We start from the raw sequence: 19,060 nt of genomic DNA, 5'->3' as shown, positions 1-19,060 counted from the left end.
GGTTGTTGAGTAGTCACGCCCGACCAATTCTCTACCCGCCGGTAAGGCCTAGGCTCAAACCATGCGCCGAGCAAAGATCGTCTGCACACTGGGCCCCGCCACCGACTCATACGACCAGATCAAGGCACTGGTCGACGCCGGAATGGACGTCGCCCGATTCAACCTCAGCCACGGCGGCTACGCCGAGCACGAGGAGCGCTACCAACGCGTACGCAAGGCCTCCGACGAAACCGGCCGCAGCGTCGGACTCCTCGCCGACCTTCAAGGCCCGAAGATCCGACTCGGCCGCTTCACCGAAGGCCCCGTACTCCTTGAACGCGGCGACACCTTCACCATCACCGTCGAAGAAGGCACCCCCGGCGACCGCGAAACCTGCGGCACCACCTACGCCGGACTCGCGAGCGACGTCACCACCGGCGAACGCATCCTCGTCGACGACGGCAAGGTATGCCTCGAAGTCACCAAGGTCGACGGCCCCCGCGTCCACACGACCGTCATCGAAGGCGGCGTCATCTCCGACAACAAAGGCCTCAACCTCCCCGGCGTCGCCGTCTCCGTCCCCGCCCTCTCCGACAAGGACGAAGCCGACCTCCGCTGGGCCCTGCGCACCGGCTTCGACATCATCGCCCTCTCCTTCGTCCGCAGCGGACGCGACATCAAGGACGTCCACCGCATCATGGACGAAGAAGGCCGCCGCCTCCCCGTCATCGCCAAGATCGAGAAACCACAGGCCGTCGACAACATCGACGACATCGTGGCGGCGTTCGACGGCATCATGGTGGCCCGCGGAGACCTGGGCGTCGAAATGCCCCTGGAACAGGTCCCCATCGTCCAGAAGCGCGCGATCAAGCTCGCCAAACGCAACGCCAAGCCGGTCATCGTCGCCACCCAGATGCTCGACTCGATGATCGAAAACTCCCGCCCGACCCGCGCCGAGGCCAGCGACGTCGCCAACGCCGTCATCGACGGCACGGACGCCGTGATGCTCTCCGGCGAGACAAGCGTCGGCAAGTACCCCGTGGAGACAGTCAGGACGATGGCAAAGATCGTCGAGGCGGCGGAGGAGGACATCCTCGCCAAGGGCCTCCCGCCCCTGACCGAACGCAACAAACCCCGCACCCAGGGCGGCGCCGTCGCCCGCGCGGCCGCGGAAATGGGCGACTTCCTCGGCGCCAAGTTCCTGGTCGCCTTCACCCAGTCCGGCGACACAGCCCGCCGCCTCTCCCGCTACCGCTCGCCGATCCCACTGCTGGCCTTCACCCCGGAGCCGGCGACACGCTCCCAGCTCAGCGCGACGTGGGGCGTGGAGACGTTCCTGGGGCCGCACGTGGAGTCCACCGACGCGATGGTCTCCCAGGTCGACGATCTCCTCACGAGGTACGGCCGCTGCGAGAAGGGCGACACGGTGATCATCACCGCGGGCTCGCCGCCTGGGATGCCGGGGACGACGAACCTGGTGCGGGTGCATCACATTGGGGAGAGCACCAGGTAGGAAGCGGTTTTCAGCGTTTGGGGCCTACGTGGGTGTCCATGAGGGCGACGGAGGCTTTGCGGGCGATGGAGATGTTGAACGGGTCGCTTCCGCGGGCCAGCGTGGTCCACTCGACGCCGACCTTGTCGAGGACGTCTGTGAAGAGCCGCCTGATGTCGTCCGACTTGTTGGAGAAGAAGTACCGGGGGTACTCATAGCGCTTGCGCTCGCCGCCGACCATGCGGGTCGTCCAGTTGGTGATGCGGCAGCCGTCGGAGTGGATGAGGCCGCGGATGAAATCCCAGGGGTGAGCGTCGACGATTTCTTGTTGCCAGGGTTCGAGGAGGATGCGGCGTTCGTGCTTCTTGCCAGGGCCGTGCTGGGGGAACAGACAGGGCAGGTGCTTCGAATAGACCTTCACGTTCCGGCAGCCGGTCTTGCGGACGCGGCAGACGGAGTTGTGAGGGAAGACGGTACTCATGGCTTTCTCGCAGTCATCCATGAGGCCGGGCCATGACTCGGTGCAGGCGATCATGAGGTTGGGTACGCGATGTCCGGAGTAGTGGCTGATGTGGCCGTCGCCGAGATAGAGGCCAAGTAAGTAGCTGTACGCGGAACTGTCGAGTTCCCGCCCGTCGCATCGGGGGCACGGCGCTTCATGCGGGCCGGGACATTCGCCGCGTTTCGCTCGGTCCATGTGCTTCCAGTAGCCAACCGTTCCGAGCGGGACGTCGAGCTTCCGGGCGACATCGGCGTTCTTCACGCCACTGCGTAGCAGGGTGAGGGCGGTCTGTCGCACTTGAGTACTGTGAAAGTTCATGCGAACACTTTGCGTTCCGGTTCGCGCACTCAGTGCAGCAAAAAGCGGAGAACCACGCGAACGTGATCCTCCGCTTCCTGTCTCGAAGTGCCCGGTGTGGGATTCGAACCCACATGCCCAAAGGGCACGGCATTTTGAGTGCCGCGAGTCTGACCAGTTCCTCCAACCGGGCAGGCCAGGGGACCGCTGAGAAGCATACCGGCTCACCGCAGCTCCCCGCCTCTAGGTAGGCTGCATAGGCAGCAGCACCTGCCCGGCCCGTACCAAGGAGCCCCCGTGACCGCCCCCGAGTCGCCCCAGCCCGCAGACGCGCCCGACGACGACAAGTCGCACGTGCCTCCGCTGACGACCCGTGTCGTCATCGCCGAGGACGAGGCACTGATCCGGCTCGACCTCAAGGAGATGCTCGAGGAAGAGGGGTACACGGTCGTCGGTGAGGCCGGTGACGGTGAGCAGGCCGTCGAGCTGGCCCGTGAGCACAAGCCCGACCTCGTGATCCTCGATGTGAAGATGCCCAAGCTGGACGGTATCTCCGCGGCGGAGAAGATCACCGAGGAGTCGATCGCGCCGGTGCTGATGCTCACGGCGTTCTCGCAGCGTGATCTCGTGGAGCGGGCTCGCGACGCCGGTGCCATGGCGTACCTCGTCAAGCCGTTCAGCAAGAGTGATGTCGTACCGGCGATCGAGATGGCCGTCTCGCGGTACACGCAGCTCAAGGAGCTGGAGAAGGAGGTTGCGGACCTCTCCCAGCGGCTGGAGACGCGCAAGCTGGTGGATCGGGCGAAGTCGATTCTGCAGACGGAGTACGGGTTGACGGAGCCGGCTGCGTTCCGGTGGATTCAGAAGACGTCGATGGATCGGCGGCTGTCGATGCAGCAGGTGGCCGAGGCTGTCATTGAGGATGCCGCCGAGAAGAAGGCGGGCAAGGCTGCGGACAAGGGCTGAGCCCTCGGACAGCGGCACGAGGCCCGCGCCCCCTGGTGAGCAGGGGGCGCGGGCCTCGTCGTGGTTGCGAGGGCGCTCAGTCCTCGCCGAGGTATGCCTTGCGGACGGACTCGTCGTGGAGCAGGTCCTGTCCGGTGCCGGAGAGGACGATGTTGCCGACCTCCATGACGTGGCCGTGGTCGGCGAGTGAGAGTGCCGCCTGGGCGTTCTGCTCGACGAGCAGAATTGTGGTGCCCTGCGATTTGAGCTCGGCGATCGTCGCCATGATCTTCTGCATCATGATGGGGGACAGGCCCATGGAGGGCTCGTCCAGCATCAGCAGTTTGGGCTGGGACATCAGTGCCCGGCCCATGGCGAGCATCTGCTGCTCACCGCCGGAGAGGGTGCCTGCGGCCTGGTTGCGGCGTTCTCCGAGGATGGGGAACAGGTCGTAGGCTCGCTGGATGTCCTTCTCGATGCCCGCCTTGTCGTTTCTGAGGAAGGCGCCGAGTTGGAGGTTCTCGAAGATGCTCAGGCGCGGGAAGATGTGCCGGCCTTCGGGGGAGTGGGCCAGGCCCAGGGCGACGATCTTGTGGGCGGCGACGCCGGTGAGCGGCTTGCCGTCGAAGACGATTTTCCCGGTTGTCGGCTTCAGGAGGCCTGAGAGGGTGCGCAGGGTGGTCGTCTTGCCGGCGCCGTTGGTGCCGATGAGGGTGACGACCTGGCCGGCTTCGACGCTGAAGGAGATGCCTTTGACGGCTTCGATCTTGCCGTAGGCGACTCGGAGGTCCTCGACCTCGAGCAGTGCGGTCACTGGGCGTCTCCCTTGGTGCTGGTGGTGCTCTGCGCGGCGTCGGCGTGGGCCTCGGCTGCCTCCACCTCCGCGACTTCGGCCTCGCCGGGGTCGCCCTCGAAGGGTTCGCCGAGGTAGGCCGCGATGACGCGTTCGTCGGCCTGGACGACTTCGGAGGTGCCCTCGACGAGCTTTTCGCCCTGGACGAGGACGGCGACGCGGTCGCACAGGTTGAAGATGAAGCGCATGTCGTGCTCGATGACGAGTACGGCGATGCCCTTGTCGCGGATGGCGAAGACCAATTCCTCGGTGGCTCGTGTCTCCTGGGGGTTCATTCCGGCTGTGGGCTCGTCCAGCAGGAGGAGGCCCGGCTCGCTTGCCAGCGCCCGTGCGATCTCGAGCTTGCGCTGTTCGCCGTAGGGCAGGTTGCGGGCGAGGTGGTCGCGTTTGTGGGCGAGGCCGATGAACTCCAGGAGTTCCATGGCCCGTTCTTCGCTTGCCTTTTCGGCCTTCTTGAAGCCGGGGCCGCGTAGGAGGGCTGACCAGAGGCCTTCCTTGGTGCGGGTGTGGCGGCCGACGAGGACGTTCTCGAGGACCGTCATGTTGGCGAAGAGCCGGATGTTCTGGAATGTGCGGGCGATACCCGCCTTGGTCACCAGGTGTGGCTTGGGTGGCAGGACGGTGCCCTTGTAGGAGACTGTGCCCTCGGTGGGGATGTACAGGCCCGTCAGGCAGTTGAAGAAGGTTGTCTTGCCGGCGCCGTTGGGGCCGATGAGGCCGACGATCTCGCCTTCGTTGACGGTGAAGTCCACCGAGCGGACGGCGGTGAGGCCGCCGAAGCGCATGGTGACGTCGCGGGCTTCGAGTACTGGTGTCGTCATGGTGGTCACGCACCCGCCTTGGTGACGGCCGCCGGTTCGTCGGTCAGCGTTGCTTGTTCTGGTACGTCGGTCTGGCCGGTCTCGTGGAATTCGAGCTGGCGGCGGCGGTTGGCGATGATGCCTTCGGGGCGGAAGCGCATCAGCAGGACGAGCGCGATGCCGAAGGCGAGGAGTTGCTTCTCCTGGAGGAAGACGAGTTTCTCCGGGATGAGGTAGAGCAGTGCCGCGCCGAGGAGTGGGCCGGCGACTGTGCCCATGCCGCCGAGGACGACGGCGGCCAGCAGGAAGGCCGAGTTGGGCGCGGTGGATCCGGCGAACTGGTACGGCGTCGGTACGACGCTGTAGGTGACGTGTGCGCTGACGGTGCCGGCGAGGCCGGCGAGGGCGGCGCCGAGGGCGAAGGCGATGAGTTTGACGCGGAAGCCGTTGATGCCCATGGCGGTGGCGGCGGTCTCGTCCTCGCGGATGGCGATCCAGGAGCGGCCGATGCGGGAGTCGGCGGCGCGGGTGTAGACGAGGACGACGATGGCCATGATGAGGACCATCAGCAGGTAGTAGTTGGCGAAGCGGCCGAGGGTGAATCCGGCGATGTCGTGGGATTCGCCGAGGTTGAATCCGAAGATCTTCAGGTCGGGGATGGCTGCGATGCCGTTGGGGCCGTTGGTGATGTCGGGTCCGGAGTCGCCGTCCATGTTGTTGATGGCGATGCGGAAGATTTCACCGAAGCCCAGGGTGACGATGGCGAGGTAGTCGCCGCGCAGGCGCAGGGTGGGGGCGCCGATGAGGACGCCGAAGATGAGCGATGCGGCGGCACCGGTCAGGGCGGAGGCCCAGAAGGGGAACTGGACGCCGGAGAACCGGGAGAACTCGGAGCCGGAGACCAGGGCGGCGGTGTAGGCGCCGACGCCGAGGAAGGCGACGTATCCGAGGTCGAGGAGTCCGGCGAGGCCGACGACGATGTTGAGGCCGAGGGCGACGGTTCCGAAGATCAGGATGTTGACGCCGATGTTGGCGTAGTGGTCGTTGGTCTGGGTGAAGGGGAAGGCGATGGCGGCGATGAAGCCCATGGCGAGCGTGAAGCTGCGGTTGTGGGCGACGAGCCGGGAGAGCCGGTCGAGGAGTCCTGCGGTGTGCAGGGCCCAGGCGGTGAAGGCGACCACGATGAGGTAGCCGACGAAGAGTTCGCCGTACTCGGTGTCGATGCCGTAGGTGAAGACACCGAGGCCGATCATCGTGATGATGGTGAGGAGGAGTCGCTCGACCCAGGGTGCGACGGGGGTCGGTGCGGGGATTTTGTCGGCCTTTGTGACGTAGGCCTTGAGGGTGTCCTTGGCGTCGCCGGTGTTCTTCTCGGGGAGGGCGAGGCGCCGAGGAGGGGGAGGAGGGCGGCGACGGCCGCGATCCAGCCTCCGGGTTCGAGGTTGGCGAGTCCGCCGAGTTCGACGCTGATCGCGATGATGGTGAACCAGGTGGTGGCGAAGCCGCTGACGGCGCTCAGCACGAGGGGTGCGTTGTTGCGGGCGGGCAGCAGCCAGCCGAGGCCGCGGATGCCGTACGAGGCGAGGGCGAACAGCGCGGTGATGATGCCGGCGGTGAAGGTCAGCCACTGCAGGCCGCCGGGGTAGCCGGTGATGGTGAGGTCGCCGGGGAATTCGGCGGTCCAGGTCCAGGCGAGGAAGGCGGAGGCGGCGGTGGCTGTGCCGCCGGCGAGCAGGAGGGCGCGGGCGGCCGGGACGGGCAGCGGCAGCAGGCCGCGGGCCGCGGGGGCGGTGGTGGCCGGGGTGGCTGGCGTGGTCTTGTCGATGTCGGTCATGTGATCACGCCCTGTCCGCTACACGCTCGCCGAGCAGGCCTTGTGGCCGGACGAGGAGTACGAGGATGAGGAGGCAGAAGGCCCAGACGTTGGCCCAGCTCTGGCCGCCGAGCTGCTGCATGCCGGGGATTTCGTCGATGTAGGCGGAGGCGAGTGTTTCGGCGATGCCGAGGACGATGCCGCCGAGCATGGCGCCGTAGATGTTGCCGATGCCGCCGAGGACGGCCGCGGTGAAGGCCTTCAGGCCCATGAGGAAGCCCATGCGGTAGTCGACGTTGCCGTACTTGAGGCCGTAGGCGACGGCGGCGACGGCGGCGAAGAAGCCGCCGATGGCGAAGGCGATGACGATGATGCGGTTGGTGTCGATGCCCATGAGCTGTGCGGTGTCCGGGTCCTGGGCGGTGGCCTGCATGGCGCGGCCGGTGCGGGACTTGCGGACGAACCAGGCGAGGGCGGACATGCAGAGGATCGCGGCGACGATCAGGAAGATGTCGGCGTCCTTGATGGTGATGGAGCCGATGTCGTGGGTGGTGTCGAGGCCGGGGAAGGGGCGGGCGCCGTCGGCCTCGGGGTAGAAGTTGCGGACGACTTCCTGGAGGGCCAGGGAGAGGCCGATGGCTGTGATGAGCGGTGCCAGGCGTGGTGCTCCGCGCAGTGGTCGGTAGGCGAACCGTTCCGCTCCGACCGCGATGAGGATGGCGACGATGGCGCCGCCGAGCAGCATCAGGGGGACGGCGATTGCCATCGAGGTGCCGTCGGGCAGGATGTAGAAGTAGACCGTGAGGGCGCCGAAGGCCCCGGTCATGAAGATCTCGCCGTGCGCGAAGTTGATGAGCTGGACGATGCCGTACACCATCGTGTAGCCGATGGCGATCAGCCCGTACATCGAGCCTAGAAGCAGCCCGTTGGCCAGCTGCTGCGGCAGGGTGTTCACCGCGTGGCCTCCATGTCGCTGGTGGTCGTGTGCACTGGTTGCGTGCCGGGGGGTGGTCTGGGTGTGGAAACGGGCCGCGCGGTCGGGGTCCTCCTTCCGCGCGGCCCGTGTGGCGTGCTTGGGTGGCCTGGGTCAGCCGAGGTCGGCGGTGCCGGTCTTGACGGCCTTCCACTCGCCCTTTTCGACCTGGTAGACCGTCAGCTGCTTGTTGGTGGTGTCGCCGTACTCGTCGAAGGAGACCTTGCCGGTGAGGCCTTCGAAGTCGGACTTCTGGACCTCGTCGACGACCTTGGGACGCAGTTCGTTCATCTCGGGCAGCTTGCCGTCGTTGGCGTCCACGGCGGCCTTGACGGCGTTGATGATGGCGGTGGTGGCGTCGTAGGCGTAGGTGCCGTAGGCGCCGTAGTCGCCCTTGTAGCCCTTGGCCTTGTACTCGGCGATGAAGTCCTTGGCGGCGGGCAGGGTGTCCGCGGGGACGCCGATGGCGGTGACGAGGTCGCCCTCGGCGGCTGCGCCGGCCGTCTCGATGTAGGTGGTGGAGAACGTGCCGTCACCGGCGAACAGCGGGATCTTGACGCCGGCGTCCTTGAGCTGCTTGGTGATCAGCTGGGCCTCGTCGTACTGGCCGCCGTAGTAGAGCAGGTCGGCCTTGGAGTTCTTGATCTTGGTGACGAGCGAACCGAAGTCCTTGTCACCGGTGTTGACGTGGTCGGTGCCGACCACCTTGCCGCCGAGCTTCTTGTACTGCTCGTTGAAGATCTTCGCCAGGCCGGCGCCGTACGTCTGCTTGTCGTCGACGACGAAGGCGTCCTTCTTCTTGAGACCGTTGAAGGCGTAGTCGGCGGCGTAGCTGCCCTGCAGTTCGTCGGTGGTGGAGGTGCGGAAGTAGGTCTTGTACGGCCGCTTCTTGTCGGTCTGCCAGTTCTTGCCCTGGGTCAGCTCCGGGTTGGTGTTGGCCGGGGAGATCTGGACCATGTTGGCCGCGGAGAACACCTGCAGCATCGACTGGGCGACACCGGAGTTCAGCGGGCCGACGGCGCCGACGACGCTCTGGTCACCCGTCAGGTCGGTGGCGTTGGACTGGCCGGTGGCGGGCTGTGCCTTGTCGTCCAGGGCCTTGATCTTGAACTTGACGCCGGGGACCAGGTTTTTCTCGTTGGCGTCGTCGACGGCGATCTGGGCGCCGTACTGGATGCCGAGGCCGGTCTGGGAGTTCTCGCCGGACAGCGGGGCGTCCACGCCGATGGTCAGGGTGGTGGTGTCCCCGCCGCCGCTGTCGCCGCCGCCGTTGTCGTCTCGGGAGCCGCAGGCGGTGAGCGTCAGAGCTCCGGTCGTGAGGACGGAGGTAAGGATCACCAAAGAACGCTGTCGCACAATCAGTCCTTTCGGCAGGCTCGGCCACCCCCTGCGGGGGGATAGCGGGTGCTGCGCTGGTACCGAACTCCCGTTGGAGCGGTGACTGGCCGTGACTCTAAGCGTGTGCGGGAACCGTGGAGGAGTGTCTGGCCAAGGCTGTGACGCTCTTGTTATGACACGACGTAATGCAGAGCGGTACTAGGCGGGTAGAAGCGCGGAATTCCAACCGATTCGCCCTGTCCGCATGTTGAGACTCGCAGGATTCGCCTGCTGTGATCAGCAGTGTTTTTGGTTTTGGTAATGGCGGGGAGTGGTTGCTGCAGGCTACCTGGTGTTGCTTGTGGGGCGTCGCCCCTGCGCTGGATCCCGGCTGAAAGTGCAGCCCTCAATTGCGCGCGTATTACGTAGAGTTACAGATGGGAAAAAGAATGCGTCGTTCCGCGGCACTTTTCCGCAAAAGCGACGTGCGGGGCCGGACCGCGGGGCCCCGCCGTCCTGGCTGAGGTGCGGTGCGACTGATGCGGGTCAACCACCCTGCGAGCCCGGCCCGGTGTCCGGATCAGTCCGCCGCGCGCACGTGCTCCCCGTCGCCCGGGTTCACGTCCCGCAGCAGGCAGGTCAGGCGGGCGGTGCACACACGTCGGTCCTGCTCGTCGCTGATCACGATCTCGTACGTCGCCGTGGAGCGCCCCCGGTGCACGGGCGTGGCCACGCCGGTGACCAGGCCGGAACGGACGCCGCGGTGGTGGGTGCAGTTCAAGTCGACGCCCACGGCGATCTTCGAGGTGCCGCCGTGCAGCATGGAGCCGACCGAGCCCAGGGTCTCGGCGAGCACCGCGGACGCGCCGCCGTGCAGCAGCCCGTACGGCTGGGTGTTGCCCTCCACCGGCATCGTGCCGACGACACGGTCCGCGGAGGCCTCCACGATCTGTACGCCCATGCGCGTGCCCAGGTGCCCGGCGGAGAACAGGGCGGGCAGGTCGACGCCGAGCGCCGCGTACTCGTCGATGACCTGTTGCGGGAACTTCACGGTCTGCTGCTCACCCATGGGCCGGGCTCCGTTTCGTCGTCTTCTCGTCGCACGCGTCTGGAAACGCATCCGGCTGAGCAAACGCTCAGTCGGTCGCAGATTGTTCCAGACGGACGACGACGGACTTGCTGGCCGGGGTGTTGCTGACGTCGGCGGTGGCGTCCAGCGGGACGAGGACGTTGGTCTCCGGGTAGTAGGCGGCCGCACAGCCCCGTGCCGTGGGGTAGTGCACGACCCGGAAGCCGGGCGCGCGCCGCTCGACGCCGTCCGTCCACTCGCTGACCAGGTCGACGTACGACCCGTCCGCGGCCTTGAGCTCCCGCGCGTCCTCGGGGTTGACGAGGACGATCCGGCGGCCGTTCCTGATGCCCCGGTAGCGGTCGTCGAGGCCGTAGATCGTGGTGTTGTACTGGTCGTGCGAACGCAGCGTCTGCAGCAGCAGCCGGCCCTCGGGCAGCCTCGGGTACTCCACGGGCGCCGCGGTGAAGTTGGCCTTGCCGGTGGCCGTGGGGAAGCGGCGCTCGTCGCGCGGGGCGTGGGGGAGCGTGAAGCCGCCGGGCCGGGCCACGCGCGCGTTGAAGTCCTCGAAGCCGGGGATCACACGCGCGATGCGGTCACGGACGGTGGCGTAGTCCTTCTCGAACTCCTCCCACGGCACCGTGCTGTTCTCGCCGAGCACGCGGCGTGCCATACGGCAGACGATCGCCGGCTCGGACAGCAGGTGCGGGCTCGCGGGCTGCAGCCGGCCGCGGGAGGCGTGCACCATGCCCATGGAGTCCTCGACGGTCACGAACTGCTCGCCGCTGCCCTGAAGATCGCGCTCGGTGCGGCCCAGGGTGGGCAGGATCAGTGCTCGTGCGCCGGTGATGACGTGGCTGCGGTTGAGCTTCGTCGACACGTGCACGGTGAGCCGGGCGCGTCGCATCGCCGCCTCGGTGACCTCCGTGTCGGGAGACGCGGAGACGAAGTTGCCGCCCATCGCGAAGAACACCTTCGCCTCGCCGTCCCGCAGGGCGCGGATGGCGCGTACGACGTCGTAGCCGTGCTCCCGCGGGGGCGCGAAGCCGAACTCCTTCTCCAGGGCGTCCAGGAAGGCGGTTGCCGGCCGTTCGAAGATGCCCATGGTGCGGTCGCCCTGCACGTTCGAGTGGCCGCGCACCGGGCACACGCCCGCGCCGGGCCGGCCGATGTTGCCGCGCAGGAGGAGGAAGTTGACCACCTCGCGGATGGTCGGCACGGAGTGCTTGTGCTGGGTGAGGCCCATCGCCCAGCAGACGATGGTGCGCTCGGAGGCGAGGACCAGCCGCAGGGCCTGTTCGATCTCCGCGCGCGTGAGGCCCGTCGCGGTGAGCGTCTCGTCCCAGTCGGCCGCGCGGGCGGCCGCCGCGAACTCCTCGTAGCCGTGCGTGTGCTCGCGCACGAAGTCCTCGTCGACGGCGCCCTCGGTCTCGAGGACGAGCTTGTTGAGGAGACGGAAGAGGGCCTGATCGCCGCCGATGCGGATCTGCAGGAACAGATCGGTGAGCGAGGCCCCGGCGGCCAGCCCCTTCGGGGTCTGCGGGTTCTTGAAGCGTTCCAGGCCGGCCTCGGGCAGCGGATTGACGCTGATGATCTTCGCGCCGCCTGCCTTGGCCTTCTCAGCATCCGCGGGTGGTTCGTGCCGGGGTTCTGGCCGGCGACGATGATCAGGTCGGCCTTGTGGAGGTCCTCCAGCAGGACGCTGCCCTTGCCGATGCCGATCGTCTCGGACAGCGCGGAGCCGGACGACTCGTGGCACATGTTCGAGCAGTCGGGCAGGTTGTTCGTGCCGAGCTCGCGCGCGAAGAGCTGGTAGAGGAACGCGGCCTCGTTGCTCGTACGCCCCGAGGTGTAGAAGACGGCCTCGTCGGGGGAGCCGAGCGCGGTGATCTCCTCGGCGATGAGATCGAAGGCGCGCTCCCAGGTGACCGGCTCGTAGTGCTCGCCGCCCTCGGGCAGATACATGGGGTGCGTGAGCCGCCCCTGCTGGCCGAGCCAGTAGCCGCTGCGGCCGGCGAGGTCGGCGACCGGGTGCGCGGCGAAGAACTCCGGGGTGACCCGGCGCAGGGTGGCCTCCTCTGCGACCGCCTTCGCGCCGTTCTCACAGAACTCCGCCCTGTGCCGGTGATCGGGCTCCGGCCAGGCGCAGCCGGGGCAGTCGAAGCCGTCCTTCTGGTTGACCCGCAGCAGCGTCAGCGCGGTGCGCTTCACGCCCATCTGCTGCTGGGCGACGCGCAGGGTGTGCCCGATGGCCGGCAGACCGGCCGCCGCGTGCTGCGGCTCGGCGACGTCGGGCGCGTCCTGAACCGGGTCGGCGTTGGGCGGCTTCGTTGCCATCGCCTCTCCTTCGAGTGCGTGTGTGAGATAGGTCTCCGATCCTCGCACGTGCCGGTGACACCGTTGACGGTGCGGTCGTGCGGAGGGCGTGAGCAATGCCTGCGCCGAGGAGCGTGGACGGCGCCCGGGGCTGAGTGTCAGTGGGTCGTGGCAGGATCGGGGGCGTGGCAGAGACAGCATCGAAGAAGACCGACAACAGCCCCGGCGGTACCCGTCCGCGCCTGATGCTCATGGACGGGCACTCGCTGGCCTACCGCGCGTACTTCGCGCTGCCCGCGGAGAACTTCACGACCGCGACGGGCCAGCCGACGAACGCGATCTACGGCTTCGCGTCGATGCTGGCCAACACGCTCCGCGACGAGGCGCCCACGCACTTCGCGGTGGCCTTCGACGTCTCGCGCAAGACCTGGCGCTCCCAGGAGTTCACGGAGTACAAGGCGAACCGCTCCAAGACTCCGGACGAGTTCAAGGGCCAGGTGGAGCTGATCGGCGAGCTGCTCGACGCGATGCACGCCCAGCGCTTCGCGGTCGAGGGGTACGAGGCGGACGACGTGATCGCCACGCTCGCCACGCAGGCCGAGGCCGAGGGCTTCGAGGTGCTGATCGTCACCGGCGACCGTGACTCCTTCCAGCTGGTCTCCGAGCACACCACGGTGCTCTACCCCACGAAGGGCGTCTCGGAGCTGACCCGGTTCACGCCGGAGAAGGTCTTCGAGAAGTACGGACTGACGCCCGCGCAGTACCCCGACTTCGCTGCCCTGCGCGGCGACCCGTCGGACAACCTGCCGGGCATCCCGGGGGTCGGCGAGAAGACGGCCGCGAAGTGGATCAACCAGTTCGGCTCGTTCGCCGACCTGGTGGAGCGCGTCGACGAGGTCAAGGGCAAGGCCGGGCAGAACCTTCGCGACCACCTGGAGGCGGTGAAGCTGAACCGCCGGCTCACCGAGCTGGAGCGCCAGGTGGAACTGCCCAGGACGGTCGCCGACCTGGCCCGCGCGCCGTACGACCGCAAGGCTGTCTCCATGGTGCTGGACACCCTGGAGATCAGGAACCCCTCGCTGCGCGAACGGCTCTTCGGCGTCGACCCGGGCGCCGAGGAGACCGAGGTCACCCCGGTCGTGGCCGACGGCGTGGAACTGGACAGCACGGTGCTGGGCACGGGCGAGCTGGCGCCCTGGCTCGCCGAGCACGGCGCAGGCCCCCTGGGCGTCGCCACGGTGGACACGTGGGCGCTCGGCACGGGCGCGGTCGCCGAGGTCGCGCTCGCCACACCGTCGGGACCGGCGGCCTGGTTCGACCCGTCCCAGCTGGACGAGGCCGACGAGAAGGCGTTCGCGGCCTGGCTGGCCGACGCCGCCCGGCCCAAGGTCTTCCACAACGCCAAGGGCGCGATGCGGGTCTTCGCCGAGCACGGCTGGACCGTCGCCGGCGTCACCATGGACACCGCGCTCGCCGCCTATCTGGTCAAGCCCGGCCGCCGTTCCTTCGACCTGGACGCGCTGTCCCTGGAGTACCTGCACCGCGAGCTTGCGCCCGCCGCCGCGGCCGACGGACAGCTGGCCTTCGGCGCGGACGACGGCGCCGAGGCCGAGGCACTGATGATCCAGGCCCGCGCCGTCCTCGACCTGGGCCAGGCCTTCGAGGGCCGGCTGCAGGAGGTCGGCGCAGCAGATCTGCTGCGGGATGTGGAGCTGCCCACGTCGGCGCTGCTGGCCCGGATGGAGCGGCACGGCATCGCGGCGGACCGCGCCCACCTGGAAGCCATGGAGCAGATGTTCGCCGGTGCCGTGCAGCAGGCCGTGAAGGAGGCCCATGCGGCCGCCGGGCACGAGTTCAACCTGGGCTCGCCCAAGCAGTTGCAGGAAGTCCTCTTCGGTGAGCTGGCCCTGCCGAAGACCAAGAAGACCAAGACCGGCTACACCACCGACGCCGACGCCCTGGCGTGGCTGGCCACCCAGACCGACAACGAACTGCCCGTGATCATGCTCCGTCACCGCGAGCAGGCGAAGCTGCGGGTCACCGTCGAGGGCCTGATCAAGACCGTCGCGACGGACGGCCGTATCCACACCACCTTCAACCAGACCGTCGCCGCCACCGGCCGCCTGTCCTCCACGGACCCGAACCTGCAGAACATCCCGGTCCGCACCGACGAGGGCCGGGCGATCCGCCGTGGCTTCGTGGTCGGCGAGGGTTTCGAGTCGCTGATGACGGCGGACTACAGCCAGATCGAGCTGCGCGTCATGGCCCACCTCTCCGAAGACGCGGGTCTGATCGAGGCGTTCACCTCCGGCGAGGACCTGCACACCACGGCTGCCGCGCAGGTGTTCGCCGTCGCTCCCTCCGCGGTGGACGCCGAGATGCGCCGCAAGATCAAGGCGATGTCGTACGGCCTGGCGTACGGGCTGTCGGCGTTCGGCCTGTCCCAGCAGCTGAACATCGAGGCGGCCGAGGCCCGCACCCTGATGGACGCGTACTTCGAGCGCTTCGGCGGCGTACGGGACTATCTGCGCCGGGCGGTCGACGAGGCACGGGCGACGGGCTACACGGCGACGCTCTTCGGGCGCCGCCGCTACCTCCCCGACCTCAACAGCGACAACCGCCAGCGCCGCGAGGCGGCCGAGCGCATGGCCCTCAACGCACCCATCCAGGGCACGGCGGCGGACATCGTCAAGATCGCCATGCTCAACGTGGACCGGGCCCTGCGGGAGGCGGACCTCAAGTCCCGCATGCTCCTCCAGGTCCACGACGAAATCGTCCTGGAGATCGCCCCCGGCGAGCGGGCGGCGGCCGAGGAGATCGTCCGCCGCGAAATGGCCGACGCCGTCCACCTCAGGGCCCCCCTGGACGTCTCGGTGGGCGTGGGCCCCGACTGGGAGTCGGCAGCACACTAGCCGCCGCAAGGCGGGCCACGTCTCGATGCCGGGCCAGGTTCCCAACCGGCCCGGCATCCCGTGGTGCTTTGCGGGGCGGGACTGCAGCGCCCTCAGGGGCGCGGGGCTGCGTCGATATGCGGCTCCGCCGCGATGGGGGTCCCCCGCACGAGCGAAGCCGAGAGTGGGGGAGCGACCGGCCACGGACCACCCGCAGCCCCAAGGCCCACCGCAACCAGGCAAACGCGAGGCACCCGGCCCACCCCGGAGGGACCCGTCACCCGCGTGGCCCACGCGGAAAAGCCCCCGGCCGCCCCCGCCCGTCAAGATGCGGCCATGGGTATACGCATGCTCAACCGCCGGACGGCGATCCCGCCGGCCCCGCCCCACGCGGTCGGCGCAAGCACCGCCCGCATCCCCACCGACCCGGTGACGGCCCTGAGACACGCCACCGCGGAGCTACGCCGCCGCCTCGCTCACCGGGAATTCCGGAAACCCGCCGTCGTACGCGCCCGGGACACCGCCGTCTGGCGCCTGTGGGCCGACCTGGCCCGCGGCTACCTGGCCCTGCTCCTCGCCCGGCTGCCCCGGCCGCCGCGCCCGACGCACACACTCACCGTGTTCACCGCGACCCTCCCCACCGTCCCAGCCATCAAGCCCCCTGACGGCTCCGGTCCCGCTCCCTGCCGACCCCTCTGGAATCACTAGAGGCGACCCGAGCCGGTCGCCGGAGCCGCACCCCCACGGCGTACAGCAGCACCCCCAGGACGAGTCCCGCCCCGGCTCCGAAGCACAGCGTCGGAATCAGCTCCCACGGCTTGGCGACGGATCCCCAGTACTGCCACCACCGCGCCGCCCGGTGCACCGCCGCGACCAGCGCGCAGCCGCCGATCACGGCACCGGCCCACCAGCGGTCCCGTACCGACAGCGAGGGCACGCCCACCGGCTCGGCCGCGGACACGCGCCGCAGCGCGCCGGCCACGAACACGGCGATGACGGCCGCGGCCACAGCCGAACCCCCGTACTGCAGGTACCAGTACAGCGGTGACCCCGCCACCTCCTGCCCCAGGACGGGAAACAGCCGCATCCCCCACCGGTCGAGATGGGTGAACGCGTCCCACACGACATGCGTGAGCGCTCCGAGCGCCGCGGACACGTACCACCACGCCACCGAAACCGGCCGCACGCGCGCGCGTGGCGCCCCGCAGCGCAGGAGCGTGGCCACCCGTGGCCGCCACCCCCGCGGCAGCAGAGCCACCAGCGGTTCGCGGACCAGCAGCCACAGCCCCACCAGCACCCAGGCGACCAGAACATCGACCGTCAACACGCCCGGGAAGGAGTGCGTCACCTCGCCGAATTCCATCGCACCGGGCAGAACACTCGCCGCGTAATAGGTCATGTCGGGCGCAAAGGAGCCTGCCACAAGGACGGACGGCACCAGCGGGCCACGGCCGGTGCCATCGGTGCGTACCGCGGGCAGCACGGCTGCGGCGTGACTCAGAGTGAACGGCAACAGTGCTCCCCATGGCGGACGTCGACGTCCAGTATGCGGGGCCCGAGGCGCGGCCGACGGCCCAACGGTGTATGGCCAAGCGGTGAAAATCGGGCACGAACGGGTGCCCGTGCGCAGGAAGTTGTCGTAGGGTCGCCTGGGTTGACGTGCCGGGGAGCACGTCGTACCGCCAACAGAACAATGCCACAGGGCACCTGATACGGAACGTCGCGAACAGGACATCGCGACAGGGCAGACAGCGGCGGGCGCCCGGACGCCCATGGGAGGGGTTCACTTCATGGCGGCGCAATTCGGCAGGAGGCTGCGCAAGGGGGCGATGAACACCACCGTGGCCGCGGTGGCGGTCGCGGCGCTGGCCGCGTCCCAGGGCCCGGGACTGGTGACCGACGACTCCGGCAGACAGTCCGCCACCGGCACCCAGCCCTCACCCGACGCGCCTGCCGGGGACAGCGCGACCGGCAACTCGCCGTACTACACGGACCTGCCGCCGCTGGACAGCCCCACCCCCTCACCCAGCGCCACGGCGGATCCGATCACGGGCGACGCGGCCGCCGGCATACCGGCGACCGTCCTGGACGCCTACAAGAAGGCCGCGGACGAGCTGCGCGCGTCGAAGCCCGGCTGCAACCTGCCCTGGGAGCTCCTCGCCGCCATCGGCAAGGTCGAGTCGGGCCAGGCGCGCGGCGGCAACGTCGACGCGAACGGCACCACGATCACCGCCATCCTCGGCCCCCAGCTGAACGGCAACGGCTTCGCGAACATCAGCGACACCGACAACGGCCGCTACGACGGCGACTCGGCGTACGACCGGGCCGTGGGCCCCATGCAGTTCATCCCGTCGACCTGGGCGTGGGCCGGCCGCGACGGCAACGACGACGGCCTGAAGGACCCCAACAACATCTACGACGCCGCCCTCGCGGCCGGCCACTACCTGTGCCGCTTCGGCTGGGACCTGTCGACCGACTCCGACCTCAACAGCGCGATCCTCAGCTACAACAACTCGACGGACTACCTCAACACCGTCCTGTCGTGGCTGGAGTACTACCGCAAGGGCACCCATGAGGTCCCGGACGGCACCGGCCAGCTCCCCTCCGACCGCAGCGACGAGCCCGCCGGGTCGAGCCCCTCGCCGAAGCCGCCGACCAAGAAGCCGGGGACCCAGTCGCCGACGCCGGAGCCGCCCTCCGGCGGCGGTTCCACCAGCCCGACGCCTCCCCCTTCGACCCCGCCGAGCACCCCACCCAGCACCCCGCCGACCCCCACCGACACGGTGGACCACCTCGAGGACGCGGGCACGGCGCAGCTGACCGCCATGGCGGGCGACACCTTCGGCGAGCGGATCAGCGCCCGCGCCGAGACCGAGGCCGGCAAGGGCGTCGCCAAGGTGCGGATCCGGTTCTCGATCGTCGGCGACACCGACACCACCTTCACCGGCGGCGAGAAGGTGGCCACGATGGTCACCGGCACGTCCGGCGTGGCCCTCGCTCCGGCGCTGAAGGCGGGCGAGAAGACCGGCGACTTCACCGTCCGGGCCTCCGTCGTGGGCCGCTCGATTCCCGGCGTCGGCTACACCGCCACCGTCACCGCCCGCGCCGCCGACAGCCTGGCCCGCACCGGCGACGAGGCGCTGACCTGCGTGACGGGCGGCGAGTTCGCGAACCAGGTCCAGGTGAAGGCGACGTACAAGGGCGCCGCCGCGGACGGTGTCGCGGCCACCGCGACACTGATCAAGTCGGCGGACGACCCGACCACGAACGACAAGGGCCCCTACTTCAAGGACGCCGACGGCACCGCCGTACGGACCCTGACAGGTCTCGAGACGGACGCGGACGGCCTGCTGACGCTGCCCAAGCTGTATGCGGACGACACCGCAGGCACGTATCTGCTGCGCATCACCACCACGGGCGGCGCGGTGCTGACGGTCGAGCTGACCGTGACGGCGGCGCCCTCCCCGAGCCCGACGGCAAGCACATCCGCCGACGCCTCACCCTCGCCCTCGGCGTAGGCACACGGCAACCAGGGCGCCCCTCGGCTTCGGCGGCGGGGCGCCCTCGTCGTGTGTGCAACGTGTTCTCATCTCGCGCGTGCGTTGCTACGGTGCCGGACCTGACGAAGTATCAGGTCCCGTCCGTACCGACGCCCCGGGAGGCCCGTATGCGCGCCCTGATCGCCGCCGCGGCCGGTCTCGCCCTCGCGTTCGCCCTGGTCCTCACGATCACGGCGCTCGGCTCCCCGACGGGCAAGACATCACCCAAGCCGCTGCTGACGACGGTGCCGTCGCACCCGTAACCGCCCGGGAG

Annotated in this window: 13 protein-coding genes, 1 tRNA gene and 2 pseudogenes; 6 read left to right on the top strand and 10 right to left on the bottom strand. The window is 68.8% G+C overall.

Annotation, left to right across the window (positions count from 1 at the left end; all coding sequences use genetic code 11):
• Nucleotides 1-61 precede the first annotated feature (61 nt).
• On the top strand, nucleotides 62-1,492 hold the full coding sequence (pyk, locus tag StrepF001_RS06850; protein ID WP_129797343.1) for a pyruvate kinase: 1,431 nt from the start codon (nucleotides 62-64) through the stop codon (nucleotides 1,490-1,492).
• A 10-nt stretch (nucleotides 1,493-1,502) separates the two neighbouring features.
• Here pyk and StrepF001_RS06845 read toward each other — a convergent pair whose 3' ends face one another.
• Entirely contained in the window at nucleotides 1,503-2,291 is a 789-nt protein-coding gene (locus StrepF001_RS06845) for a helix-turn-helix domain-containing protein (RefSeq protein ID WP_129797342.1), read from the bottom strand.
• A gap of 88 nt (nucleotides 2,292-2,379) precedes the next feature.
• Nucleotides 2,380-2,463: transfer RNA gene (locus tag StrepF001_RS06840), tRNA-Leu, on the bottom strand.
• 104 nt (nucleotides 2,464-2,567) lie between these two features.
• Here StrepF001_RS06840 and StrepF001_RS06835 point away from each other — a divergent pair.
• Nucleotides 2,568-3,236, top strand: coding sequence for a response regulator (locus StrepF001_RS06835; protein WP_129797341.1), 669 nt, complete (start codon nucleotides 2,568-2,570; stop codon nucleotides 3,234-3,236).
• 76 nt (nucleotides 3,237-3,312) lie between these two features.
• Here the strand turns inward: StrepF001_RS06835 and StrepF001_RS06830 are convergent, their stop codons facing one another.
• The 7 genes and pseudogenes from StrepF001_RS06830 to StrepF001_RS06800 all read right to left on the bottom strand — a co-directional run bounded on the left by StrepF001_RS06830 (nucleotide 3,313) and on the right by StrepF001_RS06800 (nucleotide 12,377).
• Nucleotides 3,313-4,029, bottom strand: a complete 717-nt coding sequence (locus tag StrepF001_RS06830; protein ID WP_129797340.1) for an ABC transporter ATP-binding protein — start codon at nucleotides 4,027-4,029, stop codon at nucleotides 3,313-3,315.
• Nucleotides 4,026-4,889 carry an ABC transporter ATP-binding protein gene (locus StrepF001_RS06825; protein ID WP_129797533.1) on the bottom strand — a complete coding sequence of 288 codons (864 nt, stop codon included), beginning with the start codon at nucleotides 4,887-4,889 and terminating at the stop codon, nucleotides 4,026-4,028. Before StrepF001_RS06825 ends, StrepF001_RS06830 begins: the two co-directional genes overlap by 4 nt.
• A 5-nt stretch (nucleotides 4,890-4,894) precedes the next feature.
• Nucleotides 4,895-6,702 (bottom strand): annotated as a pseudogene (locus tag StrepF001_RS06820) (branched-chain amino acid ABC transporter permease).
• A gap of 4 nt (nucleotides 6,703-6,706) precedes the next feature.
• Entirely contained in the window at nucleotides 6,707-7,636 is a 930-nt protein-coding gene (locus tag StrepF001_RS06815) for a branched-chain amino acid ABC transporter permease (RefSeq protein ID WP_129797339.1), read from the bottom strand.
• 132 nt (nucleotides 7,637-7,768) lie between these two features.
• Nucleotides 7,769-8,995 carry a branched-chain amino acid ABC transporter substrate-binding protein gene (locus StrepF001_RS06810; RefSeq protein WP_129797532.1) on the bottom strand — a complete coding sequence of 409 codons (1,227 nt, stop codon included), beginning with the start codon at nucleotides 8,993-8,995 and terminating at the stop codon, nucleotides 7,769-7,771.
• A gap of 556 nt (nucleotides 8,996-9,551) precedes the next feature.
• Nucleotides 9,552-10,040 carry a hotdog fold thioesterase gene (locus StrepF001_RS06805; RefSeq protein ID WP_129797338.1) on the bottom strand — a complete coding sequence of 163 codons (489 nt, stop codon included), beginning with the start codon at nucleotides 10,038-10,040 and terminating at the stop codon, nucleotides 9,552-9,554.
• 67 nt (nucleotides 10,041-10,107) lie between these two features.
• Nucleotides 10,108-12,377: pseudogene (locus StrepF001_RS06800) on the bottom strand (FdhF/YdeP family oxidoreductase).
• Nucleotides 12,378-12,541: 164 nt separating this feature from the next.
• Here StrepF001_RS06800 and polA point away from each other — a divergent pair.
• Together polA and StrepF001_RS06790 are read left to right on the top strand one after the other, a co-directional pair.
• Nucleotides 12,542-15,268, top strand: coding sequence for a DNA polymerase I (gene polA, locus StrepF001_RS06795; RefSeq protein ID WP_129797337.1), 2,727 nt, complete (start codon nucleotides 12,542-12,544; stop codon nucleotides 15,266-15,268).
• A 315-nt stretch (nucleotides 15,269-15,583) separates the two neighbouring features.
• Complete coding sequence (locus tag StrepF001_RS06790) at nucleotides 15,584-15,955, top strand: hypothetical protein (protein ID WP_129797336.1); 372 nt, start codon at nucleotides 15,584-15,586, stop codon at nucleotides 15,953-15,955.
• Here the strand turns inward: StrepF001_RS06790 and StrepF001_RS06785 are convergent.
• On the bottom strand, nucleotides 15,900-16,760 hold the full coding sequence (locus StrepF001_RS06785) for a DUF4184 family protein (protein ID WP_129797335.1): 861 nt from the start codon (nucleotides 16,758-16,760) through the stop codon (nucleotides 15,900-15,902). The two genes, StrepF001_RS06790 and StrepF001_RS06785, sit on opposite strands and share 56 nt — an antisense overlap.
• A 277-nt stretch (nucleotides 16,761-17,037) precedes the next feature.
• Here StrepF001_RS06785 and StrepF001_RS06780 point away from each other — a divergent pair, with 277 nt between their 5' ends.
• Both StrepF001_RS06780 and StrepF001_RS06775 read left to right on the top strand, forming a co-directional pair.
• Nucleotides 17,038-18,765, top strand: coding sequence for a lytic transglycosylase domain-containing protein (locus StrepF001_RS06780; RefSeq protein ID WP_129797334.1), 1,728 nt, complete (start codon nucleotides 17,038-17,040; stop codon nucleotides 18,763-18,765).
• A 149-nt stretch (nucleotides 18,766-18,914) separates the two neighbouring features.
• Nucleotides 18,915-19,049 carry an SPW_0924 family protein gene (locus tag StrepF001_RS06775; protein ID WP_129797531.1) on the top strand — a complete coding sequence of 45 codons (135 nt, stop codon included), beginning with the start codon at nucleotides 18,915-18,917 and terminating at the stop codon, nucleotides 19,047-19,049.
• Nucleotides 19,050-19,060: the final 11 nt, after the last annotated feature.

The sequence above is a fragment of the Streptomyces sp. F001 genome (assembly GCF_004187715.1).
In the GTDB taxonomy this organism is placed as follows: Bacteria; Actinomycetota; Actinomycetes; order Streptomycetales; family Streptomycetaceae; genus Streptomyces; species Streptomyces flavusporus.
Note: the sequence above shows the minus strand (reverse complement) of the source record. Positions and strands in the feature narration are given on the sequence as shown.